The sequence below is a fragment of the Bacteroides sp. RTP21281st1_H5_RTP21281_210402 genome (assembly GCF_040918965.1).
Lineage (GTDB): Bacteria > Bacteroidota > Bacteroidia > Bacteroidales > Bacteroidaceae > Bacteroides > Bacteroides congonensis.
Genome location: NZ_JBCOWR010000001.1, coordinates 495447 through 520260 on the forward strand (window position 1 = coordinate 495447; position 24814 = coordinate 520260).

17 protein-coding genes and 1 pseudogene are annotated in these 24814 nt (G+C 41.9%); 7 read left to right on the plus strand and 11 right to left on the minus strand.

The annotated features are described in order from the left end of the window. The 7 genes and pseudogenes from AB5443_RS02035 to AB5443_RS02065 form a co-directional block, all read right to left on the minus strand. Positions 1–2752 (minus strand): SusC/RagA family TonB-linked outer membrane protein (locus AB5443_RS02035; RefSeq protein ID WP_368119589.1); only part of this gene is annotated, 2752 nt, incomplete at its 3' end. Positions 2753–2933: 181 nt separating this feature from the next. Beyond that, entirely contained in the window at positions 2934–3449 is a 516-nt protein-coding gene (locus tag AB5443_RS02040; protein ID WP_368113107.1) for a sigma-70 family RNA polymerase sigma factor, read from the minus strand. Positions 3450–4391: 942 nt separating this feature from the next. After that, on the minus strand, positions 4392–7220 hold the full coding sequence (locus tag AB5443_RS02045) for a two-component regulator propeller domain-containing protein (protein WP_368113108.1): 2829 nt from the start codon (positions 7218–7220) through the stop codon (positions 4392–4394). A gap of 221 nt (positions 7221–7441) precedes the next feature. Beyond that, positions 7442–7744: a helix-turn-helix domain-containing protein gene (locus AB5443_RS02050; RefSeq protein WP_004296976.1), complete on the minus strand. Its 303-nt coding sequence runs from the start codon at positions 7742–7744 to the stop codon at positions 7442–7444. Further along, a pseudogene (locus tag AB5443_RS02055) lies at positions 7716–7829 on the minus strand (type II toxin-antitoxin system RelE/ParE family toxin); the annotation flags it as partial. The gene AB5443_RS02050 and the pseudogene AB5443_RS02055, both read right to left, overlap by 29 nt. A gap of 180 nt (positions 7830–8009) precedes the next feature. Continuing rightward, the gene (locus AB5443_RS02060) at positions 8010–9932 is read right to left on the minus strand and encodes an alpha/beta fold hydrolase (protein ID WP_368113109.1); all 1923 of its coding nucleotides are present in this window, start codon (positions 9930–9932) and stop codon (positions 8010–8012) included. 18 nt (positions 9933–9950) lie between these two features. Continuing rightward, complete coding sequence (locus AB5443_RS02065) at positions 9951–11882, minus strand: glycoside hydrolase family 127 protein (RefSeq protein WP_368113110.1); 1932 nt, start codon at positions 11880–11882, stop codon at positions 9951–9953. Between the two features lie 164 nt (positions 11883–12046). Between AB5443_RS02065 and AB5443_RS02070 the strand changes: the two genes are divergently transcribed. Both AB5443_RS02070 and AB5443_RS02075 read left to right on the plus strand, forming a co-directional pair. Continuing rightward, positions 12047–12829, plus strand: a complete 783-nt coding sequence (locus tag AB5443_RS02070) for a HipA family kinase (protein ID WP_368113112.1) — start codon at positions 12047–12049, stop codon at positions 12827–12829. Beyond that, positions 12807–13190 (plus strand): DUF3037 domain-containing protein, encoded by a 384-nt coding sequence (locus tag AB5443_RS02075; RefSeq protein ID WP_022137430.1) that lies wholly within the window; start codon positions 12807–12809, stop codon positions 13188–13190. Before AB5443_RS02070 ends, AB5443_RS02075 begins: the two co-directional genes overlap by 23 nt. Positions 13191–13215: 25 nt before the next feature. Here AB5443_RS02075 and AB5443_RS02080 read toward each other — a convergent pair whose 3' ends face one another. Next, positions 13216–14832: an alpha/beta fold hydrolase gene (locus tag AB5443_RS02080; RefSeq protein WP_368113113.1), complete on the minus strand. Its 1617-nt coding sequence runs from the start codon at positions 14830–14832 to the stop codon at positions 13216–13218. A 233-nt stretch (positions 14833–15065) separates the two neighbouring features. On the opposite strand from AB5443_RS02080, the gene AB5443_RS02085 reads away from it, so the two are divergent. Next, positions 15066–15908, plus strand: coding sequence for an aldo/keto reductase (locus tag AB5443_RS02085; RefSeq protein WP_044654913.1), 843 nt, complete (start codon positions 15066–15068; stop codon positions 15906–15908). 234 nt (positions 15909–16142) lie between these two features. On the opposite strand, the gene AB5443_RS02090 is transcribed toward AB5443_RS02085, so the two are convergent. Then, a complete protein-coding gene (locus tag AB5443_RS02090; RefSeq protein WP_368113114.1) occupies positions 16143–18095 on the minus strand; it encodes a glycoside hydrolase family 97 catalytic domain-containing protein in 1953 nt (650 codons plus the stop codon). 137 nt (positions 18096–18232) lie between these two features. Here AB5443_RS02090 and AB5443_RS02095 point away from each other — a divergent pair, with 137 nt between their 5' ends. Further along, positions 18233–18508, plus strand: coding sequence for a hypothetical protein (locus AB5443_RS02095; protein WP_195406887.1), 276 nt, complete (start codon positions 18233–18235; stop codon positions 18506–18508). Next, entirely contained in the window at positions 18505–18960 is a 456-nt protein-coding gene (locus AB5443_RS02100; RefSeq protein ID WP_195406886.1) for a PIN domain-containing protein, read from the plus strand. The genes AB5443_RS02095 and AB5443_RS02100 overlap by 4 nt, the downstream gene beginning before the upstream one ends. A gap of 2 nt (positions 18961–18962) precedes the next feature. Here AB5443_RS02100 and AB5443_RS02105 read toward each other — a convergent pair whose 3' ends face one another. Further along, positions 18963–19844, minus strand: a complete 882-nt coding sequence (locus tag AB5443_RS02105; protein WP_368113116.1) for an AraC family transcriptional regulator — start codon at positions 19842–19844, stop codon at positions 18963–18965. 119 nt (positions 19845–19963) lie between these two features. Here AB5443_RS02105 and AB5443_RS02110 point away from each other — a divergent pair, with 119 nt between their 5' ends. Continuing rightward, the gene (locus AB5443_RS02110) at positions 19964–20779 is read left to right on the plus strand and encodes an SDR family oxidoreductase (RefSeq protein WP_073348236.1); all 816 of its coding nucleotides are present in this window, start codon (positions 19964–19966) and stop codon (positions 20777–20779) included. 40 nt (positions 20780–20819) lie between these two features. After that, positions 20820–22007, plus strand: a complete 1188-nt coding sequence (gene uxuA / locus AB5443_RS02115) for a mannonate dehydratase (RefSeq protein WP_368113118.1) — start codon at positions 20820–20822, stop codon at positions 22005–22007. A 111-nt stretch (positions 22008–22118) separates the two neighbouring features. Here uxuA and AB5443_RS02120 read toward each other — a convergent pair whose 3' ends face one another. Next, positions 22119–24611: a family 43 glycosylhydrolase gene (locus tag AB5443_RS02120; protein ID WP_368113119.1), complete on the minus strand. Its 2493-nt coding sequence runs from the start codon at positions 24609–24611 to the stop codon at positions 22119–22121. Positions 24612–24814: the final 203 nt, after the last annotated feature.

Consider the following 24814-nt stretch of genomic DNA (forward strand, 5'->3'; position numbering starts at 1 on the left):
ATACGGTACGTTTGCCCGCTCCCTGGAACACAATAGAGAGATCGAATCCGTTCCATTCGACTCCTGCGTTGAATGAGAACTGCATCTTCGGATCATCCGTACCTAAATATACAAGGTCTTCTTCATTCAGTTTGCCGTCCTTATTCACATCTTCAAACATATTGTCACCTAAACGCAGGTTGGTTAATGTGCCGACAGAACTGTTGTTCTTATACTTATTTACATATTTCTGCAATTGTTCTTCTTTCTGTATCTTACCACAATAACGGAGTCCGAATACAGAGTTCAGCGGATATCCTTCACGGTCAGAACGTACCCCTGCCTGAATAACGCCACTACCACCATTATCTACCAGTTCATTGGTGGCGTAAGTGAATGTACCGCCTACGTGATAATTCACCCTGCCAATCTTATCAGACCAGTTAATCATACCTTCCCAACCACGAGCCTTAAATTTACCCTTGTTTGCCGTAGGTGCTTTATCACCCAATATGCCCGGATAAATCACATCAATCAACATATTATCACTTTTCTTCCAGAACAGTTCGGCCGTACCCGTCAAACGATTGCGGAAGAAACCGAAATCAAGTCCGATATTATAATTATGAATACGCTCCCAAGTACGGTCAAGGCTTGGTAATTTCTCGTTTGTATTTACATAAGATACTTTTCCATTACCCAGTAAGGCTCCTTGCGTTGCTTTAAAGTTATACAATTGCGTACCGTCATAACGGTCTACGCCCGCCTGGTTACCAACACTACCATAAGAAGCCCTTAATTTTAGTTCATCAATGAAGTCCATTTTTTTTATGAAGGATTCTTCAGAGATACGCCATCCGCCGGAAACACCCCAATAGAATACCCAACGGTTTTCAGGCTGGAACTTGGAAGAGCCGTCGTAACGGAACTGGCCTTCCAACATGTATCTGGAACGATAATTATAATTGGCACGTCCGAAATAAGACATGACAGCTTCCTGCCATTTGGAAGAACTTGTCTTTTTATCGTCACTCGTTAAATAAATCAGTCCGTCCTGACTATTCGGAATCTCCAAAGAAGGTAAAATACCCATTGAACGAATATAAGTGTATTCATATTCTTTCATATTATACTGAGAGCCGACCATCACTTTCACATCATGTACATCTGCAAACAGGTGCGACCAGTCAAGATGTCCTGAAACAGAGTAGAAATCTGTCCGTGAATTTGACTTTGTATATGAGCTTTCAGCTTCTGTCGGAGAAGTACGAACCACACGGTCGCCGGCATAATTATACCAGTCTATAGATTTTTTCTGAGTATCACGAGTCGCGGTAGATGTATTATATCCGGCTGTAACAGAAAACTTCAGGTCTTTCATTATCGAATAATTAAAAGTCTCGCTGATATTAATAGCCGATACTTTCAGTTTATTATCACCTCCTAGTTCGCAAAACCAGTTAGGGCCACCCCACGTACCCCAAGCATAAGGTTTTCCATCCGCTGTTGCTGAAGGGAAGCCCGGCTGTTGCACACCCGTGGACAGAGCAGAACCAATCTGGGTTGGGGCTACCTGATCCTGGCGGTTATAAGCAATCACCGACTCAATAGATGCCCTGCTCGACAACTTAAAACTATTGGTCAGACGCAGGTTATAACGATTGTTATTGTTATTTCCCCATTTCAAGTTACTATCATCAAACATATATCCTAAAGAAAGACGATATCTGGATGCATCTGAACCACCGGAAACAGCCAGTTCATGTTGCGTTGAAGCTGCTGTTCCCCACATGATATCTTGCCAATCCGTATCAAAGAATACAAAATCTGCCACATCGGTAAATCCATTAAACGGATTGGTAGTGTTGTCCAGATTTATATATTGGTTTTTGTAAGCTAAAGCCATCTTTGCGTACCGCATCCAGATATCGTCATCATTATAACCATCATTAGTACGCGCCTCTACCAAAGCAGAAGCCCATTCTCCCAGACTCATCAGGTCAGGAGACAGGCCGATAAACTTTGCCGTCACCGAGCCACTGTATTCTACTTGCACCTTACCTTCCTTAGCCTTTTTAGTAGTCACCAATATTACACCACCGGCGGCCTTGCTACCATAAATAGAAGCAGAGGCGTCTTTCAAGAAGTTCATGGATTCAATATCCGAAGGATTCAGCAAACGAAGTTCGTTTACACTTTCGTATTCCACACCGTCAATAATTACCAACGGAGCTGTCGTGTTTTTAGAAACAGCACCACGCAAACTCATATTCCAGCTTTCATCGCCCGGAGCAGTAGAACTACGGGTAATGATAACTCCCGGAACCTGTCCTTGCAACGCCTGTACGGGACTGGACATTGTACCTTTGCTTTCCAGCATTTTATCATTCACTACTGTAACGGAACCTGTCATTGTCGCTTTTTTCTGCGTACCGTATCCGACGACCACTACTTCTTCAAGCACTTCCGAGTCTTCTTTCAGTACAATCTTTACCGGAGCGCCACCTTTCGCCTGAATCTCTTGCGTCTTATATCCGATGTAGGACACTACCAATATACCCGGATTCACATTAGACAGCGTAAAATTACCGTCAATATCCGTAATCGTACCTGTAGTTGTGCCTTTCATCAGCACACTTGCTCCAATCACAGGTTCACCATTGGCATCCAGTACCGTTCCTTTCACAGTAATAGCCTGCATGACTGTCTGTATTTCCAGAGCGTCTGCATACGCCGTCTGAGGAATACCTGCCCACAAGGCGGAAGCCATCATCAGCGGAAATACTACTTTCTTTGATGAGCTTTTTAAGATATTATTCATACAATTAAATTTGAGGTTTAAAAATAATATTAATTTTTTGTTCTCTAAAATAAATGGGGACACATAGATGTCTCCTTGTAGATTTCGGTTCCTTTTCCATAAGCACAAAGGGTTATTTATTAATGAAATAAGATTATATACAATTCCGAAAGAATTCGCGCATTTCACGACGCCCGAGGAACAAGTGGTTTTCTACCGTCCTGCGGCTCAAGTTGAGTTCATCGGCGATTTCTGGAGAGGTTTTATTTTCGAAGCGGTTCAATGTATAAACTAACCGACGCTGTTCGGGCATGGCAGCCAGACGTGTCCGTTCCATTGTCATTAAATCATCACCGATAATTTTTTCTTCGGTTTCATTGGTTGAGGTAGATATCGTATCATAGATATAACTGTCTATCTCCTGCTTCTTATAATAACGGCGGATATAGTCGGTCACGATATTACGGGCAATAGTGAACAGGAAATATTTCACTGTATCCGGACGAAGCATTTGTTTATAGTCCAGCAGACGCACAAATACATCTTGAGTCAGATCCTCAGCTTCGTAACGATGAGTGATACGATAAGTAATATAGGTAAGAATCACCTGATAATATTCTTCATAAGAACGGGTGATGATACTGTCGGAAGTGTGGGTCGTTGTCTCCATAATACTATCTTTTTCGGTTTTAATCACGGTGCAAATATAGAGGGGATTCCGGATATAACAGCCGAAAAACAGAGCATATCAATCTCAACGCATCAAGACAGACTAATTTTTAATTATATTTCTCATTATCAGAGAATTACATAGACAATTCATTGAGTCTCATTTTATAGAATGAGACTCAATAAGCGCTATTCGAAGAGTATCGGAGACCTTTTTTACGATAGCTCCATAACGCCCGAAGGAGCATAAGCAATAATTACCATACAAGGATTTTCAAATTAACATTTCGAGTGGCAGTAACAGATGATACATTTGGCAGTACGCCAACAAGCAGATACACCATAAATCACTCTATATCATACATATATAAAGAACAGTCACTTCCATAGTTACTGCCATACTGCCAACTGCCACCTATAGGCATATTTTTTTTGAAAAACCGAGTATGTTAAAGTCTAAATATAAGTAATTATTACTATTCCGTTTTTCTCGCATTGCAATAGCCCTATACTCTCCATGGGTTCTCGATCATTAATTTATATAAACAATATAAGTAAAACATGAGTATTAAAGAAGAAGACTTCAAGATAGAAAGAAAATAAAAACGAATTCTATAAAAACAATGTACTAACCTGATTATCAATAAATAGAAAGAAAAACAAGGAAAAAAGTACTGTCAAATATGCCTATGGTGGCAGTTGGCAGTAGTGGCAGTAAACCCCAACTGTTTATATGATATAAAATATATACAAATTTCAATAAAAACGATGCAAGTGAGAGAGTCGGAATAAAACAAGTACAAGCAAGGAGCCAAACATGTAGGACATCGGAGTAATTCAAGTACATGAATCCGGTGAAAGAAGTACATGAGACCACAGAAAGAAGTACATGAAACACATGAATGACATACAAGAAACCACAGAAAGAAATACCAGACCGGTATTACTCTTCTTTTGTAGTGCCACCAATGCTACGAATATACTCATTCGGAGTCACCCCCGTACTTTTTTTAAATGAACGGAAGAAAGAGGCACGCGAACTGAATCCACAAAGTTCCGCCAGTGCAACCAAAGTATAACGGGAATATTGGATATCCGCTACCATCTTTTTGAATTGGGCAACGCGGTATTCGTTGATAAAGTCATAGTAAGACTGATTAAGATACTGGTTCAAGAGATACGATAATGAATGTGAGGAAGTATCCAATGCAGATGCCAAGTCACCCATTTTTAAATCAGGATTGATATATGGCTTTTCTTTCTCCACATAAGCCACCAGTTTCTTATGAAGTTCTTTACATTCCTTTTCAGTCAGTCTATTGGTCTTATATTTCTCTTCAGCAACGGACGGTTGTTGCTCTGAAATTACTTCCGGATGTTCTACAGACTGTTCTCTTTGCTGTATCTCCTCTTCTGCTAATGATGCCGAAACCAATGAAGCAGAAGAAACATGCAAACGACGCATACGTTTCCAGACATAATACCGTATAAAGGCTATAATTCCTACGATTAATAAAACGGAAAGCGACCATCCCCACCAAGGTATCATTGGACGCACTGTCACTTGACAGATAGCTTCCGATTGCTCATTTCCCGGAAGGCGTACACGGAAAGTATAAGTCCCGGAAGAAAGTCCGTAATAAGAAACTTCGTTCTGTGCCGCCAATAATTTCCAGTCCTTGTCCACTCCTTCCAGTCGATACTCATATAGCAAGGCAGATGGGAGACCATAGGCAAAGTCTGTGAAACAGAAAGTCAAATTATTCTGATTGTATTTCAAAGAGGAGCTGGTAAAAGGGACACCATTAGCTAATATGTCGGTAAATACGATCGGACGAACATTGCCACGCACTTCGTCCACATGTTTCGGATCGACATAAATCAGTCCTTTAGTGTTACCAAACCACAATAGTCCTTTTCCATCTTTATAAGCAGCTCCATTCGTAAAAGTTGGCCCCGGCACTCCATCATTGAAAGTGAAAGCATCATACTCCTCTCCCTCTTCTTTGATACGCAGCAACCCGTCATTACAGGCCACCCACAGCCATCCCTGGTTATCTTCTATTACGGACATCAGCGAGTTGTCCGGAAGAGTAGAAAAGATAGAGCGGTTCTGAAAACGATCCATCGTTAAAGTGGATGTAAACAGACTTCCTTTCTCACGGATAAAATAGAGGTTGTGTTCAGCATCTTCGTAGATTGTACGCACCTTATCTTTATTCACGAATCCTTCGGGAAAGACATTGGAACGCAAACTTTGGGAAGCCGGGTCATAAATACACATACCGGTTTCGGTGGCAATCCATCCTTTGCCAGTAGAGTCAAAACTGACTTCATACACATTGCCTTCCGGCAGTTGGGAGTTGGCACTGGTGAAGTGCTTGATCTGTTTGGTCTGCCCGTTATAACAGAAAAGTCCTTGTGAAGTACCTATCCAAAGATTTCCTTTGGCATCCGGTTTCACACAGAAGATATGTCCTTTCTGGAAAAGCTCCGTATCACCTTGGGCAAAATATTTCAAAGACAGCGTTTCCGGATTCAATACCATCATACCGCCACCATACGTACCGATGTAATATTCTCCTTGATAAAAGCAGATTGTCAGTATTAAATCCGAGGTCAAGACGGGTTTTACAAAGCTCTTCACTACTCCGGTAGCTTCGTTTATATAAAACAAGCCGTCACGCGAACCGATGACCTTCTCTTGCCCTTTGTTTACAAAAGAACGGATGGAAAGATTGGCCGAATTGAACAAAGGCGGATAGGCATACGTACGGAAAAGACCATTCTGATAGAGTGAATAATCCAATCCTGCCTGAAAATGTCCTACCCAGACAGCCCCTCTGTCATCTACAAGCAAGGAATAAATAGAGTTACTGCGAATTCCTTCCTTATCATTGACATCATGGTAAAAACGACGTGTCACTTGTTGGTCTTTGTGTGAAAGGAAGTGGACGCCATTACCGTCAGTAGCTATGTACACAGTCCCTTTACCATCGCTGGAAATATCGGAAATGACATCGCACCCTAAAGATACCGCATGAGAGAATGATTCCTTCTTTGTATCGAAACGTACTACACCTTGGCTCATTGTACCGAGATAGAGCGTTTCGCCGATACGGGTAAGGCAACGGAAATAATCGGCTTCGGGCACATTCTCCTGAAAATGCCAGGAATCAATCTTGCCATCTTTCAGCGAATAAGAGAACAGCCCCTGCACCGTAGCCAACCATAATACGGTTTTATCTTCATTCAGACAAATATCCATGATTCTGTTACAAGCGGCAAGCATATTCCGGTCTGTCAAGACTTGAAGCAACTGACCGTCTTTATGAATGAACAAGCCTTTCTCTGTGCCGATATAAAGAATATCCCCGTCAGCCAGTAACGTATTTACAGCAAAATCAATCTTTTCGGGGACAATTCTTTCCAATTGACTGTTTGTACGGTTCAATCGCCAAAGTCCGATTCCATTTCCTACCCACAGTTGTTTATTGGCTGTTTCTGTAATGCTGTTTACACGTTTCTTTCTTCCCGACTCAATGCCCCGGAATTCAAAATGGCGCACTTTCACACCGTCAAAACGGTCGAGGCAATTATCCGTCCCCAACCATACAAAACCTTCGGAATCCTTATAAATGGCATTCACCAACAGTCCGGATAGTCCATCGGACATGACGACATTACGGAATGTGTAATTCTGGGCTTGCAGTTCCATACCACAAGCCAAATATATTAATATAAGAATCAGATATTTAATCGTGTCTTTCACTTACAACTGCTTCCTTTCATATTAAACATGTGACAAACATACATAAAAATCTCCAAAAGAGCACATTCCTTTTTTAAAAAAGTAGTCCCTTCGTATTCTCTATATGTACATAGCTAAATACGAAGGGGGTAAATAATTTACTCAATACAATCCTAATAAAAACAAAAGTCCCGAACCAAATAAATGGAATGGGACTTTTTATTATTGCAAAATAACCTAAATCATAAAGCAGGTTTAAGCTCAATCGTTAATCCTAAAGCATTTATGATACGATAGAAAGTAGCAACACTCGGAACTGTAATGCCTTTCTCAATGCGTGAGATGTATGATTTGTTGGCACCGATACGTTTTGCAAGTTCTTCCTGCGTCAATCTGGCATTCTTTCGCGCATCCAAAAGTATTTGACTCGTATAAAAAGCATAAGCTTCTTCGTCAAACTTCGCACGTTCAGGAGTGCCCAGTGCTCCATACTGTGCTTCTAACACAGCACTGTAATCAACGATTTGATGATTGTTTGTCTCCATAATAAGCCTCCTTTATTTTTAACGCCTTTTCTATCTCTCCTGATGGTGTCTTCTGACTTTTTTTCTGAAAGCCATTAAATAAGACATAATCTTACGTTTCATATTACAAATATACGCCAAGTTGTACAATTATGCAACCTGGCATTAGATTTTAACAGTAAAAAAGACTATAATCTCTTTATAACTCCCTAATCAATACACAACTTCAAGGAGTCAGAATGCGAAGTACCCATAGCACAATACTTATCAATCACGAAAGATTGCTTTAAAAATTCGATTTCAAGAACTCTTCTAAAGCTGCATTAAACTCTTCCGGCCGTTCCATATTCATCATATGTCCGCAATCCTCTATAACTTTCAGTTTTCCATTAGGTAGATAGTTTAATATTGGGGGATTTTTTGAGAATTTATTATCAGAAGAATGACCTTCTACAATTAAAGCAGGTACAGCAGGGTGACTTTTCTCTAATTTTTCAATGGCATCCAACCCTGCTACTACCCGTACTTCTTTGTGTAGCGGTTGCCATGCATCCCATTCGTCAATCATCTGCCACAAAGGTACACGCATCCGTTCACGTTGGGTTCCTCCGGATTTCATCAATCCTTCAAACCACTCTTTCTTCATCACCTCCACTCCTTTCTTTTTCAGGGCAGCTATTTCTTCATCACGCATCTTTGCTTCTTCTTTAGTCATCGGTTCACTGGGGCCTTTTGATTTCCGGATGTTTCCACTGGCTAGAAAAGCTGATAGCATCCGGTCTGGGAAATACGCCAACATATCAGCAGTAATGAACCCGCCCAAAGAAAGCCCGACAATATGTGCTTTTTGGATGCGTAAAGAGTCCATTAAAGTAATCAGGTCTTCAGCGTGCATAAATTGATAATCTTCTGTTTGGGAAGAAGAAATGCCGTATCCTCTTAAATCATAACGAATGACATGATACTTTTTCGCAAATACCGAAAATTGTTCATCCCACATACGATGGTCGAGCGAATGACCGTGTACAAAGATGATAGGTTCACCCTGACCGGCTTCTTCATAGTATAGAGAGCCGTTTCCTACATTGATCCGTCCTTGCTTAATGACTAGTGAGTTACCTTTCAGTATTTCTGAAACAGTCCGTGAAATGACAGGGCTGCCGAAGAAAGAAGAGAAACCGTCTTCTTTAGCGGAAGAACCTGTTACATGGGAGATGAAGAATCCGTAAACTTTATCACGCTTATTTATCCATGGGTAAGCACCAGCCCATCCTGGTGAACTGATCTGATAAGCTTCGCCTGTCTTTTTGTCTATCAGTTCACGCCATTCTCCCAATCCATAGATTCCATTGTGGGATTGTCCCAGTCCTTTCGCCACATAATTATCCGAGTCATTCGAAGGGATTATGGCATCTTTCACTTGGTCGGCCTGCATTTCTTTCACAGTTTCTGCTGATATAATCTGCTTGCCATTATATATTCCATCGTGATAAATCATAGACAGGAAATGAAGATAATCATTCATGGTGGTACATAGCCCGCCCCCTAACATTGGAGCGTGTCCACCGTCCGTATTGATTGGGGTAAAATGAGAGTTTTTCATTTCCAAAGGTTGTGCAAGCAGTTCTTGAAAAAGAGTTTCAAACTCCTTTCCCATTGCTACTTCCGCCATTCTTCCGGCAATCTGCATGGCAAGTCCGCCATATTCAAAACGAGTGCCGGAGGTAAAGACTGTATCCAAAGGGAGAATTTCTGCGACTGCCGAATCCAAATGATTATAGTTATCTACACGAGGTTCGGGAAGATACGGGCGTACTCCTGATGTATGGGATAATAATTGCCGGAGAAGAATCCTGCCTTTGGGATCACCTTTAAATTCAGGCAACCATTTCTCTACCGAATCATCCCATCCCAAATCTGTACGGTCTACCACTGCACCGATGACGGCAGCCGCGACCCATTTTCCGGCAGAAGCGACATATACTTTCGTATCAGGTGTATAGTCCCGATAGTTCTTTTGAAAAATGACGGTATCATTCTTCACTACGCAAATAGATGCTCCGGGATAATATTCTTTGTCTACCCATCCTTGGATAACAGAATCCAAAGATGAGAAGTCATACTGATTCCCCTGATCGGATGATACTTTACAAGAACCACTCAAAAAGCTGATACTTACTACAAAAGCGGCAATTAATAGATTCTTCATATCGTTGTTTACTATCTATTATTCTGATTGTAAGTCCCAATATACGACATAGCGCTGGTGATGTAAATCATACAGCGGACGAATCACATCTCCTTGTTCTGTCGTAAACATCAAATCACGTCCTACACGTTGCAAAGCACGTTCAGGGTGTTTCTTATCCAGTTTCAAAGAAGTGCGCAGATGTGCAGGGACATGAAAATTATAGGTATAATAATCATTGTAAAGAGCCGGATTTGAGAAAGGAGCAGGTGCCTGCATACCTTCAGTTCCCCGTTCTCCCGCCAATACCAACGGGCCGTATAGCAGGGCTGCCTTATCCGGGTTATCCGGAGTAGTTTCCAATTTGATTTGCATCGGATAAGTAGCCGAGATTTGGTCGCCATCTTTCCATTCACGGGTAATGACAATATAAGAGTCCGGTTTCTGTTTTACAGATATTTTCTTACCATTCACCGAAACTTTTACATCCTTGCTCCACGAAGGATAGCGCAGATAAATAGTCGTGCGGACAGGATTTTCCGCCTGAAGAGTAAAACGTGTCGTTTCTTCTTTGGGAAATTCTGTTTCCTGGCGGAGCGTTAACCCTTTTTCTTTCCAGGTTACTTGTGAGGGAATAAACAGGTTTACATATATTCCACGGTCGTTGTGGTAGTAGATAGCTTCTCCATATTTGGCATGATTCTCGAATCCGCTGCCTACACAACACCAGAAAGAATTCTCTTTTGTGCTATACAGTTTATGGGAACCGGAAAGCAAAGGCAGGAAATAAGCCACCATACCCGTTTCAGGGTCTTGTTGTCCTAAGATGTGATTGTACAATGCTCTTTCATAATAGTCTACAATAGATGAATCGCCCGTCCAGCAGAAAAGATGGCGACTAAGCTTCAACATATTATATGTGCAACAGGTTTCCCCGGTATATCCGGTCAAGTGTTTAGAAAATTTCTTCGGGTCGAAAAAATGCTCTTTATCACTGCTGCATCCGGGAGCGAAAGTATGATGGTCAATCATGGTGTGCCAAAAGAATTCCGAGAGTTCTTTGCTAGTCTCATTCTCTGTCAGCTCATAGTTACGTGCTTCGGCTAATACTTTCGGGATAAAAGTATTGGTATGCTTTGTCCCCAAGTCATCGCGAAGTTCTTTCAATGGGTCGATTACGTCATTATGATAGAAATATTCCGCCAGCCAGCGATAACGTTCATCTCCCGTGATTGAGTACAAATTATAGAATGACTCATTGATACCGCCAAATTCATTGCGGATCATAAGTTTACGTGTTTCTTCACTAAGGGGCTTCAGTTTATTGTATGCCCAGTCGCCCATCCGGGTGACAATAGTTAATGCTTTTTTATTATCCGCATACAGATATTGGTCTATCAGTCCGGAGAAAAGTTTATGCAGAGTATACCAGGGAGCCCATACGCTTTTTCCCTGAATGTTCCGGTTTATCAGTTCTTCAGGCCAGGCACTCAGATACCCGCTTTTCAATGCGTTCTGCACCTCTTCGAGTCCATTAACCAGGCTGTCGCCTTTCAGCTTGAATATTTCACTGCCGGTAGATGCGTACATCAAACCAAGCGCCGAAAGCATATGTCCGGTAGTATGTCCGCGAAGTTCGCAATCCAAAGATTCCCAGCCACCCAGTTTTTTCACTGTCATATATCCGCCTTCACGTCCGGCAAACACGCCGGCATTGGTACGGAAACTATGCAGCAGGCGGTTGACATCTATTGAAGTCATCCAGGCAGAATCCCGAAGCATATTATCGCGAAAGCGGCTTGGCAGCAGGCGGACGTCTTTCAAATCAAAACTCTCTACCTGAAGGGGAGCTACCGTTTCCTTTTTCAACTTTCCCTGATGTTGTCCGGGATATACAGACTGGGCAGACACTATACCTGATACTGTCCATGAGCCCAACAAGAAGGCCGTAACTAAAACTTTCTTATTCATACTATTTCTATCTTTTATCTATAAGATACGAACAAGGTGCCTTAAACACTCAAAGCCACAAAATTATTTAATTAAGCTACAATTCTTTAATTTAAAGCCCACTTTCTTATAAAATTCATCTGAAACGTCCTATCTTTATTGCCCGAATCAAAGAAAGGAGCTACATGGATTTACGTACGGCAAATGTTACAAGATATATTCTTCCTCTGCGTGAGGGGGGCTCATTGCCTGCTTTGGCCGAAGCTGACGATGAATTTAAGTATGTAGTCAAATTCAGAGGGGCAGGACACGGTACGAAAGCACTGATTGCCGAACTGATTGGTGGGGAGATAGCCCGTGCACTGGGTTTCAGAGTCCCCGAAATCGTTTTTCTGAATCTGGACGAAGCCTTCGGACAGACGGAAGCGGATGAAGAAATACAGGATTTGCTTCAATGGAGCCGCGGGCTGAATATGGGACTGCATTTCCTTTCCGGTTCACTGACTTTTGACCCGATAGTGCATACGGTGGATGGAAAGACTGCTTCGCAAGTAGTATGGCTGGATGCCCTGTTGACTAATATAGACCGCACCATCAAAAATACCAATATGCTGATGTGGCACAAAGAGCTATGGTTGATTGACCACGGGGCTTCCCTCTATTTCCACCATTCCTGGACTAACTGGCAGAAACAGGCACTTGTTCCTTTTGTACAGATAAAAGACCATGTACTACTACCGTTTGCCGATAAACTGGAAGAAGCAGACGCTGAATTCAGGCAGTTATTGACTTCCGATAAAATACGTGATATAGTCAATGCTGTTCCCGACGACTGGTTGAACTGGACGGAAGGCACAGAAACGCCACAGGATTTGAGAGAGGTTTATATTCAATTCTTAGAAGAAAGGATGAAGCATTCCGAAACATTTGTAAATGAAGCACAAAATGCAAGAAAGGCACTTATATGAATACGCAGTTATCCGCTTCGTTCCCAAAGTAGAACGTGAGGAGTTTATCAACGTGGGGATTGTACTGTTTTCCAAACGAGCTAAATACCTGAAGTCCCTCTATATGATAAATGAGAATAAACTGAAACTGTTTTCTTCCGAACTGGATATTCATTGTCTGAGAGAAGGATTACAGGTATTTGACAAGATATGTATAGGAAATAAAGAAGGGGGAGCCATAGCCAATATGGATATTCCCGACAGGTTTCGTTGGCTGACTGCGGTCAAAAGTTCCTGCATACAGGTGTCCCGCCCGCATCCGGGATTTTCGGCTGATTTAGACAAGACTTTGGAAAGATTGTTCAAGGAACTGGTACTCTGATTCGCTGAACAATCTCTCCGTCAAACTAACGGGCAGCAATGTAGAAACTCTGTTCTACCGCTTCGGCAGTCTGCACTTGGGGTTCTCCACTACGTCCATATTGCCAGGCTACTACCGTAACTTTTACCGGAAACTTTGCGCGCGGGGGAATTTTTGTCAATACAAGCTTGTCGCCCTTTATTTCTGCCGGGCCTTCCTTTACATAATAGCAGACCGGAAGGCCGGAATCTGAAGTTCCTTTCAGTGTTATTTCTTTCACTGAAGCCTTTACATCCGATAGTTTCGGGAAAGTAATATGTTGTGGTATCCCTTCCTTATTCCGATGCGGAATACGAATCTCTACCTGCTGGACGGCACTCCGGTATTTATGGTCTTGCTTTACGGAAGCCATCAGGCAGATGCTTCCTGTACGCTTGGGATTATCCAACCCCATCCGATAGAAACGTACAGTAAAAGTCGTATCATTCACAACTTCCACAGGGCCACAGATTCTCGACATCCGAATCGGACGTGTACCATGTTCTTTTGAATATTCGTTCCTTAGTGTATCTGTATACACTGCTTTCAAGTGGAAAGTGACTCCATCCGCATCGGGTTGAAAAGAAGGGGACATACGCACATGGGATTCCGGATTGAAAGTAATCAGTTTTCCTTTTTGCTCAAAGCCGATATACTGTTCTGTCTTTCCGCGTTCATTGGCATAGTATTTTTCTGTGGCATCCGCCATTTCCTTATCAAAATACCAGAATGCATGGTTCCTGTCTCCTTTATATTTATCATAGGGAGCGGCTTCGCTTGCAGGCATTTTATTTTTCCGCCAACGGTCTGCCAGCCAGCCATTCTTCGCTTCTACCGGGATTAACCGGACGGGAGTATCCGATGGCGAATGTATCGGCAACCGGTATTGCACTGCCTTTTTCAGAAAGAGTGAAAGATAATCAATCAATTCATCGGAAATATCAAAATGTCCATGTCCTGCATCTGCAAGGAATGAAAGAGGGGCATTCGGGTATTCACGACGATAATCGAAAGAGGTTATCAACCGGTCTTCCCACCATTCATCCTCTCCCATTACCATTAATGAGGGGATACCTTCTATTGTACGGGTTCCCCAATCCAAATTCGCACGCCCGTAACCTGTCAGATGAGTTCTGGGAGAATCACCGTGAATAGAGAGTACGGCCAATGTCCGTTCGGGATTCCACGCGGCAAAGTTCCACGGATAAGTAGCCATTGCCGAGTGTCCGACAGGGATGACCGGGGCAAATTCGAGTTCTGTATACCCGCTTGTTTCAGACAGGTTCTTCATCATTGTTTCAAAGATTTGCCGAGTACCTTGGGTCACGTCCCATCGTTGGTCTATTCCGGGAGTTATCCATATCTCCGCGATTCCCAGCTTACTCATGTTCTTCCGGAATTCGGGATGCTCGAAAATCGTTTCTTCGGTCATATTATGTTGCCCGATGATGACGGCACGGACTTGCTTGCAATTTTCCGGTATCCATAGATAGGCGGAAGGATGAGCGTTTGTCTCTTCCGAAATCAGCTCTTTTATTTCTACTGACCATTGCCAGGGGGCGGCTGCAATCCGGGCAGCCTGCATGAACAGGGATAACAAAACAACAAGAAAATATTTATTCATAATGCTTCTTTTAATTGATTTAACTTCATATACTACGAATATGGAGAACAAAACACTCAAAAAATGACTATATATATGAGAGATTAAATGCAAAGATAGGGCTATCCGTAAAAATGGTAGCAAAACCCGTAATCTATATAAAGACAGATTACTATTTACAGGCTAACTTTGCATAGAGGAAATAAAGATAATAAAAACATTAGAATACGCTTTTATTTTAATATAGCTTGATTATGGAAAAAGTAAAATTGAACAATGGCATTGAAATGCCTGTTTTGGGTTATGGTGTTTATCAGGTTACGCCTGAGGAGTGTGAACGTTGCGTATCAGATGCAATTAGTGTAGGCTATCGCTCTATTGATACGGCACAAGCCTATCACAATGAGGAAGGTGTAGGAAATGCAATCAGTAAAAGTGGTGTGCCGCGTGAGGAACTGTTCATCACTACAAAAGTATGGATTTCAAATGCCGGTTACGAAAAGGCCAAAGCTTCTATTGATGAATCGCTGCGCAAATTGAAGAGTGATTATATCGACTTGTTGCTCATTCATCAGCCATTCGGTGATTATTACGGAACTTACCGGGCTATGGAAGAAGCATACAAAGCCGGAAAACTTCGTGCAATCGGTGTCAGCAACTTCTATCCCGACCGCTTTGTAGACCTGGCAGAATTCTGCGAAATCACTCCTGCCGTCAATCAGGTGGAGACACACGTTTTCAACCAACAGATAAAGTTACAGGAAGTAATGAAGGAATATGGTACTAAAATTATGTCATGGGGCCCGTTTGCCGAAGGTCGGAATGACTTCTTTACCAACCCGACTCTCCAGGAAATCGGTAAAGAATATGGCAAATCAGTGGCACAGGTCGCACTGCGTTATCTGATTCAACGTGATATTATCGTGATTCCCAAATCTACTCATAAAGAACGTATGATTGAGAATTTCAATGTTTTCGATTTTTCGTTAACACCGGATGATATGGCGGCTATTGCTGCGCTTGATACGGCTAAAACCCTTTTCTTCTCTCACAATGACCCGGAGATGGTGAAGTGGTTGATTAATTATGGTAAATAGTGGTAAGTAGCAATTCTCAACAGAGACCACTAATGGGAATTTAATTTAGACATAAGAACAAAAGAACATAAAGGCTGCGCTTGGAAAATTATTTCTGCCGGTCATTAAACTGCTACTGTTTCATCTTTTGTTCTTATGTTCTTCTGTCTAAATAGAAAGTTATTAATCTGTCTGCTAAAAAAATATCATTTACTTGTCATTTTCACATACTCAATGGTCATCTAAATAATTGAGTCATTTTTTCAGCGGAGTAAAATGTAACGCGGCTCCACCACTTGCTTTCAACTTCAAGACAAGCTTATCGCCTGCCTTTATTTTCTTATGAGTAGTCCGCACTTTCGTGCGTGTATTCAATTTGTCGTCATCTTCATACAGATGAAGCATATACTTTTTCCCCGATTCCAGAAAATCCGTAGTCAATGTAACAGTACGGGGTTCGGTGTTCGTCATTGCCCCTACAAACCAGTCATTTCCTGAGCGACGAGCCTGAACGATATATTCACCAATTTCTCCATCCAATGCACGACTGTCATCCCATACACTCGGAATGGCTTTCCAAAATTCCAGCTCTTCTTCTCCTTTATAGAATTCCGGTCTGTCATACCAGTACATAAATTGCAAAGGACTGTAATACACTGCTGCCATCGCCAACTGATGTGCTTTCGTATTCTTCACCCGGTTATTGAAATAACATAGCGTATAATCTCCTGCGCCTGCAAGGAAACGGGTAAAAGGAAGAGTCGTATTGTGTGTCGCATCCGGCATTTCTTCATTTCCACGGATACCTTCCTGTGTCATCAGGTTGGGATAAGTACGACTGAAACCTGTCGGGCGATACTCATCATGAATATCTACCATCAGGCCGTATTCTCCACATTTACGGACTGCATCATGCAGCCAGGTGCTCCATCGCTGATTACCAATCTGCACAAACCCGAACTTGATACCTTTCAATCCCCATTTCTTATACAAAGGCAATAAAGTATCCAACTGCTGCACCAACGCACGCTGATTGACATACACCATAAGTCCGATTCCTTTCGATTCGGCATATTTACACAAAGCGGGTATATCGAGGTCTTTGTCCGGAGAAACAGTAGTGGCATCCGAACTCACCTTCATTTCCGGCCCGTACCAACCTGCATCCATGTGCACATACTGGATACCACGCTCTGCCGCGAAGTCAATGGCTGCTTTCACCCTATCTTGTTTCAAGTCGCCCGAACGGAATACTTTTCCGGATTTAATCCAGGAAGTATCAGCCAGTTTGCAAGCCGGATTCAGATTCAAGACAATATCATTGTTATTAATCAAATCAACCGGACGTTCGCCGACCATGATGACACGCCACGGAGTGCTGTAAGGAGAAATAATATCGACACTGCTATACAGACTTGTCTCCAAAGTGGAAGGTTTCTCTGCCGATAAACGGAACTTGCCACGGGCATAATCCACCATCTCCGCTTCCAATAAGGCTACTGATAATCCATCAGGCAGTTTCAAGGTCAACGGACGTTCACTCTCCTCTTTTCCCCATCCTTCCAACGGACGAAGTACGCAAGGGCCTTGTGCCCAACGCTCGTAATAAGCCATCGTTCCTTCCGGCATTGTGAAACTGGTCTGTTCGCCGACGATATGCAAGAAAAGCCCGTTTGTCGTTTCCGGGAAATGATAACGGAAAGCAACTCCTTCATTATAGGCACGAACGATAATGTTCATAAAGTAATTCTTACGCTTATCATAGCCGCCGTCCTGGTTGCCATTCCCTTCTCCCTTCTTGAATTTCAAAGTCATCTCATTGTAGCAATCACGCACTTCCGCACGTTCCCCGTACACAGGCTTCCATATCTCATCCGTTTTTCGTTGTTCTGTCCCTGTCAACTTGAGATTTTCACACCAAAAATGACAAGTATCATTCGGAACCCCCAACGCCGACTCAAACAACTGATTTTCAATCAGAACCCCCAATTTACTTTCTTCAATCACCGGACGGTTCCTATAAGTCAAGGTATAATACATTTGTGCATTATCCTCTCCTACCGCACGCTGATAAAAGGTAAAACGATAAGCTCCATCGGGAGAGGTCAGTTCCTGACGGGTTTCTGTCATCACATCCTGCGCTTTCAACAATGCCGGTATTACCAGCAACAAAAGCAAAAATCTTTTCTTCATTCTATTTACGTTCATGTTTATTCTTCTTTCCTATTATATACGAACGGGGAAGAAATTATACTCAACATCAAATATACGATAAAAAATAAAATATAATTTTTAGTTCCGCTATTTAAATAGTATCTTTGTTTAGATTGTAAACAGAGCAAGATATGAAAGCAGAAGAACCCATAGGTGAATATTATTCTCAGTCGTATATCAAAAATATAAGGCGCAAAATTATTAAGTCCATCAGAGAAGAAGAAAACGTTGATGTACTAAAACAGTACATGCAGTTTCAAAAAGAAAAAGAGGGACAAATTAATCTTACCAGAAAAAAAAGAAGAGAATTGTTCGATAGCCAATCCCTAATAGGAAGCATTGATTCTGAAATTCCCTGGGAAGATATGAGAGGTAATATTTTAAAAGAAAAATTCAACTTAGAATGAGAGTATTTTTAGATACCAATATATTAATGGAATCCATTACTAATCGTTCGCATTCCATTGAAATCGCCCGTATATATAACCTATATAAAAACGGTGTTATTGACTGTTATATTTCCCAAGGTTCTTTTTACACAATCACATATCTTGTAGAAGCGTACCTAAAGAAGACGGAGTCTTTATCCAAAGATCAACGTTTAGATAAGCTACGTAATATACTTAATAACATATTATTAATGTCAGATATTTGCGATATTTCCAATGAAGAATTAAGCAAAGGCATATGGGATGCTAATTTTACAGATATAGAAGATAGTTATCAATATCAAAATGCAATAGCCGAACAATGTGAGTACCTAATAACTCTGAATAAAAAAGACTTCTATACCGACAATGACCAAATAGAGATTGTAACTCCCGAAGAATTTATAAGAAAAATATCATCTGAACTTTGATGTTATTCCATCTGCTCCCTATAAACAGTCGGCGTCATCCCGGTCACCCGTTTAAAGATACGATTGAAATGCACAGGAGATTCAAATCCGCAGGTAGCACTAATTTGCGATATATTCATCATGCTACTATTCAATAATTTACAAGCATATCCGACACGCATATCAAGCACATACTCTTTGAATGTCTTTCCTGTGTTTTCTTTAAAGTATCGGCAGAAGGCGGTGGGATTCATCGCTGTGTAAGAAGCGATTTCATCCAAGCCGATGGATTCGGTATAATGTTTGTTCAGATAGGCAATCACTTTTTCCATCCTTTCATTACGCATGATGGAAGGGGACGGAGTATAATGGGAAGTAGTCAGATACTTCCTGTGATTGCTGGTAGCCATCATTTGCAGGAGTGAAAGCAGCAGGATGATTTGGTCGGCTCCTTTGGCAGAAGGTATCTGTTTTAATAACTTAATGATTTTTCCCGAACGGGTAACAGTGAATTTAATTCCCCTGCAAGCATCTTCCAACAGGTTCCTGATGGGAATAAACTGGGAATATTGAGAGATGGAATAATGCATGAAGTCTTTCTCGAACTGGATATTCACGCCTTTTACTTTCTGTTCGTTTTTTTCTCCGTCATCAGATTCTTCCCCGCTATCCGGCGGACTCTGCATGCTATGAGGCAGTTCAGAACCGAAAAGAATCAAATCACCTTTCAAATAAGGAATAATGCTGTCACCTACGAGACAATCCCCCTCCCCTTTCTCCACATAGATAATTTCATACTCATTATGAAAATGCCACGGATACGTGAAACGCGGATATTCATAAAAGCGGGCACGGACGGGATTGGAAGTCGTAATCGTCAACTTCTCATTCATTATCTTCTTCATAAATTTTCTTTCTAAACCACTTTTGCAAAGATAAGTAAATATCTTGCAAATATACGCATCATAGCATGTGTAAAAACCCGCTATTTTTGCATCAATTCATAAAAACATTTGATAGAACCATGAACGAATTATTTAGTATTGCCGGTAAAGTTGCTGTTATTACCGGAGCAGGTGGTGTACTGGGTGGAAATATCGCCCAACACTTTGTACAGCAGGGAGCAAAAGTAGTAGCTATTGACATTCGTCAGGAGCAACTGGATAACCGTGTAGCTGAACTCAAACAATATGGTGACGATGTAATCGGTATCATCGGCAATGTCCTTGACATCTCTAGCTTGGAAAAAGTAGCCGAAGAAATCGTAGCCAAATGGGGACGGATTGATATTCTGCTGAATATTGCCGGTGGCAATATGCCGGGAGCCACTCTTGAACCGGAACAACATTTTTATGACATGGATATCTCCTGTTGGGAGAAAGTAACTAATCTGAATATGAACGGAACAGTATATCCGTCTATGATATTTGGCAAGGTAATGGCTAAGCAGGGTAAAGGATGTATCATTAATGTATCCTCAATGGCAGCATACAGTGCTATCACCCGTGTACCGGGATATTCGGCTGCCAAAACTGCCGTAGCCAATTTCACTCAATGGCTGGCAAGCGAAATGGCACTGAAATACGGTGATGGTATCCGTGTAAACGCTATCGCACCGGGCTTCTTTATCGGCGACCAAAACCGTCGTGTACTCATCAACCCTGACGGCTCATTGACAGACAGAAGCAAGAAAGTATTGGCTAAAACTCCGATGAAACGTTTCGGCGACATTAAAGAGTTGAATGGTGCGGTGCATTTCCTGTGTAGTGAAGCTGCCAGTTTCGTAACCGGAGCAATGCTGCCTATCGACGGTGGTTTCAGTGCATTCAGCGGAGTTTAAGTAATAAATAATAGCCTGTAATAAAGAGAAGAAAAAGACTATGATGGAAAAGACATGGAGATGGTTCGGCAAAAAGGATAAGATAACTCTGCCGATGCTCCGACAGATAGGGGTAGAAGGGATTGTCACTGCCCTGCATGATGTACCGAACGGTGAAATATGGACAATGGAAGCTATTAATGATTTGAAATCATACATCGAATCATACGGCTTGCGTTGGTCGGTAGTGGAAAGTCTTCCTGTATGCGAAGCAATCAAATACGCAGGAGCGGAACGTGAACAGTTGATTGAGAACTACAAAGTAAGCCTTGCCAATTTGGGTAAATGCGGCATAAGGACAGTGTGTTACAACTTCATGCCCGTTATCGACTGGATACGTACAGACTTGCAACACCCTTGGCCGGACGGAACCAGTTCACTTTATTACGACCGTATCCGTTTTGCTTATTTCGATATCCGAATCCTGGAACGTGAAGGAGCAGAAAAAGATTATACTGAAGAAGAACTTCAGAAAGTTGCCGAGTTGGATAAGGTAATCACAGATGCAGAGAAAGACGCACTGATTGATACCATCATTGTCAAGACTCAAGGTTTTGTCAATGGTAATATCAAAGAAGGGGACAAAAATCCGGTTTCCATCTTCAAGCGGTTACTTACTTTGTACAAAGATATAGACCGGGATGCTTTGCGTGAAAATATGCGTTATTTCTTATCTGCAATCATGCCTGTATGCGAAGAATATGATGTCAATATGTGTGTACATCCTGACGACCCGCCATTCCAAGTCCTGGGATTACCACGCATTGTCACCAATGAAAGTGATATTGAATGGTTCTTGAATGCCGTAGATAATTCACATAACGGACTGACTTTCTGTGCAGGTTCTTTGAGTGCAGGTGAACATAACGATACCCGTGAACTGGCAAAGAAATTTGCCAAACGCACCCACTTTGTACATTTACGTAGCACGGCTGCCATGCCGGGCGGAAACTTCATTGAAAGTTCCCATCTCACAGGACGGGGACATTTGATTGACCTTATCCGTATCTTTGAAAAGGAAAATCCGGGACTGCCCATGCGTGTAGACCATGGACGGATGATGCTTGGAGACGAAGATAAAGGATATAATCCGGGATATTCTTTCCACGGGCGTATGTTGGCTCTGGCACAAGTGGAAGGGATGATGGCTGTGGTGGATGATGAGAAAGGACGACAGATAAAACTATAAATAAAAAAGTCTGAGTATTCGTTATGCATTAAGGAAATCCTCGGCTATAAAAACAGAAAGCAGTCTTTTCAGAAAGGTGAAAGACTGCTTTCCTACTAACGGAATGCTCCATCATTCGCCGTCCCTGTTGTTTTGTGCAACTTCGACAGATGTCATAGGTACAAATTTCCTTTTATTCTTCTGCCAATATTTCTCGAGTTTATCAGCTTCTTCAGCAGTCAGATGGATGACTGCACCATGTTTGGGAGCACTATAATTAGTAGTTTTCATTACTCCTTCATTGAAACGTCCCAAGTTTTTAAAGTTCGCAAAGTCCGATGTTTCAATAAAACCGAAATTGTGAGGGGTCACGCTATATACATCATACATCAATACCCATTTATCTTCACCGATGCGCTTCCATACAGTAGGAGCCTCACAAGCTTTAGGCTCAAAATCATACCAGCGCGGGTCATACTCATAATCCCTATTCACACGATTCGAAACTGCTTGCTTGATTCCTGCCGTCCCATCGTGGGCAACATAGAACAAGTGATATTTGTCTCCTACTTTCGTGATATCTCCGTCAATGGCAGAAACACCCTCATTAGGATATTCAAACAAAATCTGCGGCAAGCTCTCAATGGTATCAAAATCATCATTTACATATACATAATACAGTTTATTCGCTTCATTTCTAAAACGCATCGTATAATAAATCATCAGTTTCCCTTTTTTCTCATCGTAAGTCACTTCCGGTGCCCATGCGCAACCAATCTCACTCAAGCCTGCAGTCAACTTGTCAAAACGGATATTCGCGCGTTTCCAGTTAACCAGATCCCAAGACTTCATCAATACCAGTCCATAATTGTTCCCCCAACCATACATATTACGGTCACGTTCCCATTCAGTTTCCCGGTAACCGTCCCGCTTTGCAAACACGTGCAAGTCTGTCATTGCCAAATAGAAGGCGCCATCCGGTCCACGATAAATATGCGGGTCACGAATACCTCTCTGATAGGCAATCGTATCGCCGGCAATTACCGGTTCCCCGTCATTCATGGCTGTAAAAGTATATCCGTCACGGCTGACAGCCATATACAAGCCATGCGTTTCGTCCTTGTGAAATACCATCAGATAAGCACCCATATCCGCTTCTTGAGGAACGGCATTCTTATAACAGAACTGATTAAATCCAGCACTTCCCTTTCCAGCAGACAACAATCCTATACGCAAAGCATAGAAACCATGATAATTATTGTGGTGCATTTGTGACACATCAACATTTTCCGCAAGGGTAATCCACTCCTTGCTATCTTTGCTCACCATTATACGCAGATTGTTACCCTGATTATGGATTTTAGCAATAAATCGGTTACCCAACTCATTAGGTAATTCAAATTGTTTGTTTGCATTCTGATATACAATAAACTTTTTTCCGTCAGAAACAACTCCCGCATAAGCCTTTTCATTATAAAACAAGATAAGCCCGGCTCTATTACCATTACCGGTATTTATTTCCACTTGGGTTTCATAATTCTTATCTTCAGCAGTTGTTAGAAGGAGACGTCCGTTAGCAGGAGTATTTCCCTTAGCCTTTATCCAAAGGGTGCCATTATCAAAAGTCAAAGATTTCGGGGCATATTCTTTCCAGAAAGTCCATTGGAGTCCTAAACTTGCTTCGCTAAAGTCATCAGACAACTCTATTCCATGCTTGATTTGTTTATCCGACCTAATCGGAGTAGCAGTAGTTTTGGTACGGTACCAGCCATCCGTTGTCCATTCAATAGGTTCTATTAAAGTCTGACGTCCTAGGGTATGATAACCTTTCGCATAAGCATGATACACAATCCACCAATTTCCATTTATGTCATCTATTAGTGTACCATGCCCTTTCGACCACCAGTTATCATGTGAACTATAAGTATGTACAATAGGATTGTATGGAGAATTCTCCCACGGTCCGAGCGGACTTTTAGAACGGGCAGCAACAACCATGTGGCTTGTAGCAGGTCCGGCAGTCCCGCCTTGGGCGGAAGTCATATAATAATAACCATCTCTGTAATTTAACTTCGGAGATTCCAGGCACATACATTCTGTATTCCATTTTTGGGGATATTCCCAACCGGTATAAACCGCTTTTTTTTCTCCGATAGTAGCCAATCCGTCATCGGTCAGACGAATCACTTCACCTTCATTGACATACAGATAACGATTACCGTTTTCGTCAGCAATATGTCCCGGATCAATCCCCCCAATCTTTAAATCAACAGGCTTGCTCCACGTCCCCTGAATATCATTTGCCCAAATCACCCAATTAGTTCCGGCAGCAGGATAATATATATAGAACTTATCCTTGTACTTTACCAGATCAGGAGCCATAGCCGAACCTGTCCAATCTGTCAGGGCGCGGCACACTGGTTCCCAGTTTACCAAATCACGGGAATGCCATATCAAAAAGCCGGGAGCATAATAGAACGGTGAATGAGTCATATAATAATCCTCCCCGTCGCGTATAATACTTGGGTCAGGATAATCTCCCGGAATAATAACTTTCGGATACTCTTGTGCGTAAAACGACCAGTTCATCAATGTAAACAAGAATAGCAAAATACACTTTTTCATCATGTTCAAATCTTATTCAATTAGCAATATTAATAGACCATTTTATGTATGTTTCTATATTTAAATACGAACAGAAACCTCTATACACCTATTGAATAATGTATCCGATTCGTAATCAAGAGACTCAATAATTCACTATACAGCAGAAATAGCCGACAGGCAGTAACAGAGCTATTAGAAATGAACGGCAATTCCCTGAAAAT

What these genes read in the sequence shown, in the direction of transcription:
- AB5443_RS02090 (WP_368113114.1), bottom strand. Translation starts at nt 18,095, where the DNA reads ATGAACGTAAATAGAATGAAGAAAAGATTTTTGCTTTTGTTGCTGGTA.
- AB5443_RS02120 (WP_368113119.1), bottom strand. Translation starts at nt 24,611, where the DNA reads ATGAAAAAGTGTATTTTGCTATTCTTGTTTACATTGATGAACTGGTCG.
- AB5443_RS02075 (WP_022137430.1), top strand. Translation starts at nt 12,807, where the DNA reads ATGCAAGAAAGGCACTTATATGAATACGCAGTTATCCGCTTCGTTCCC.
- uxuA (WP_368113118.1), top strand. Translation starts at nt 20,820, where the DNA reads ATGATGGAAAAGACATGGAGATGGTTCGGCAAAAAGGATAAGATAACT.
- AB5443_RS02105 (WP_368113116.1), bottom strand. Translation starts at nt 19,844, where the DNA reads ATGAAGAAGATAATGAATGAGAAGTTGACGATTACGACTTCCAATCCC.
- AB5443_RS02085 (WP_044654913.1), top strand. Translation starts at nt 15,066, where the DNA reads ATGGAAAAAGTAAAATTGAACAATGGCATTGAAATGCCTGTTTTGGGT.
- AB5443_RS02040 (WP_368113107.1), bottom strand. Translation starts at nt 3,449, where the DNA reads ATGGAGACAACGACCCACACTTCCGACAGTATCATCACCCGTTCTTAT.
- AB5443_RS02080 (WP_368113113.1), bottom strand. Translation starts at nt 14,832, where the DNA reads ATGAATAAATATTTTCTTGTTGTTTTGTTATCCCTGTTCATGCAGGCT.
- AB5443_RS02095 (WP_195406887.1), top strand. Translation starts at nt 18,233, where the DNA reads ATGAAAGCAGAAGAACCCATAGGTGAATATTATTCTCAGTCGTATATC.
- AB5443_RS02100 (WP_195406886.1), top strand. Translation starts at nt 18,505, where the DNA reads ATGAGAGTATTTTTAGATACCAATATATTAATGGAATCCATTACTAAT.
- AB5443_RS02050 (WP_004296976.1), bottom strand. Translation starts at nt 7,744, where the DNA reads ATGGAGACAAACAATCATCAAATCGTTGATTACAGTGCTGTGTTAGAA.
- AB5443_RS02060 (WP_368113109.1), bottom strand. Translation starts at nt 9,932, where the DNA reads ATGAAGAATCTATTAATTGCCGCTTTTGTAGTAAGTATCAGCTTTTTG.
- AB5443_RS02110 (WP_073348236.1), top strand. Translation starts at nt 19,964, where the DNA reads ATGAACGAATTATTTAGTATTGCCGGTAAAGTTGCTGTTATTACCGGA.
- AB5443_RS02070 (WP_368113112.1), top strand. Translation starts at nt 12,047, where the DNA reads ATGGATTTACGTACGGCAAATGTTACAAGATATATTCTTCCTCTGCGT.
- AB5443_RS02065 (WP_368113110.1), bottom strand. Translation starts at nt 11,882, where the DNA reads ATGAATAAGAAAGTTTTAGTTACGGCCTTCTTGTTGGGCTCATGGACA.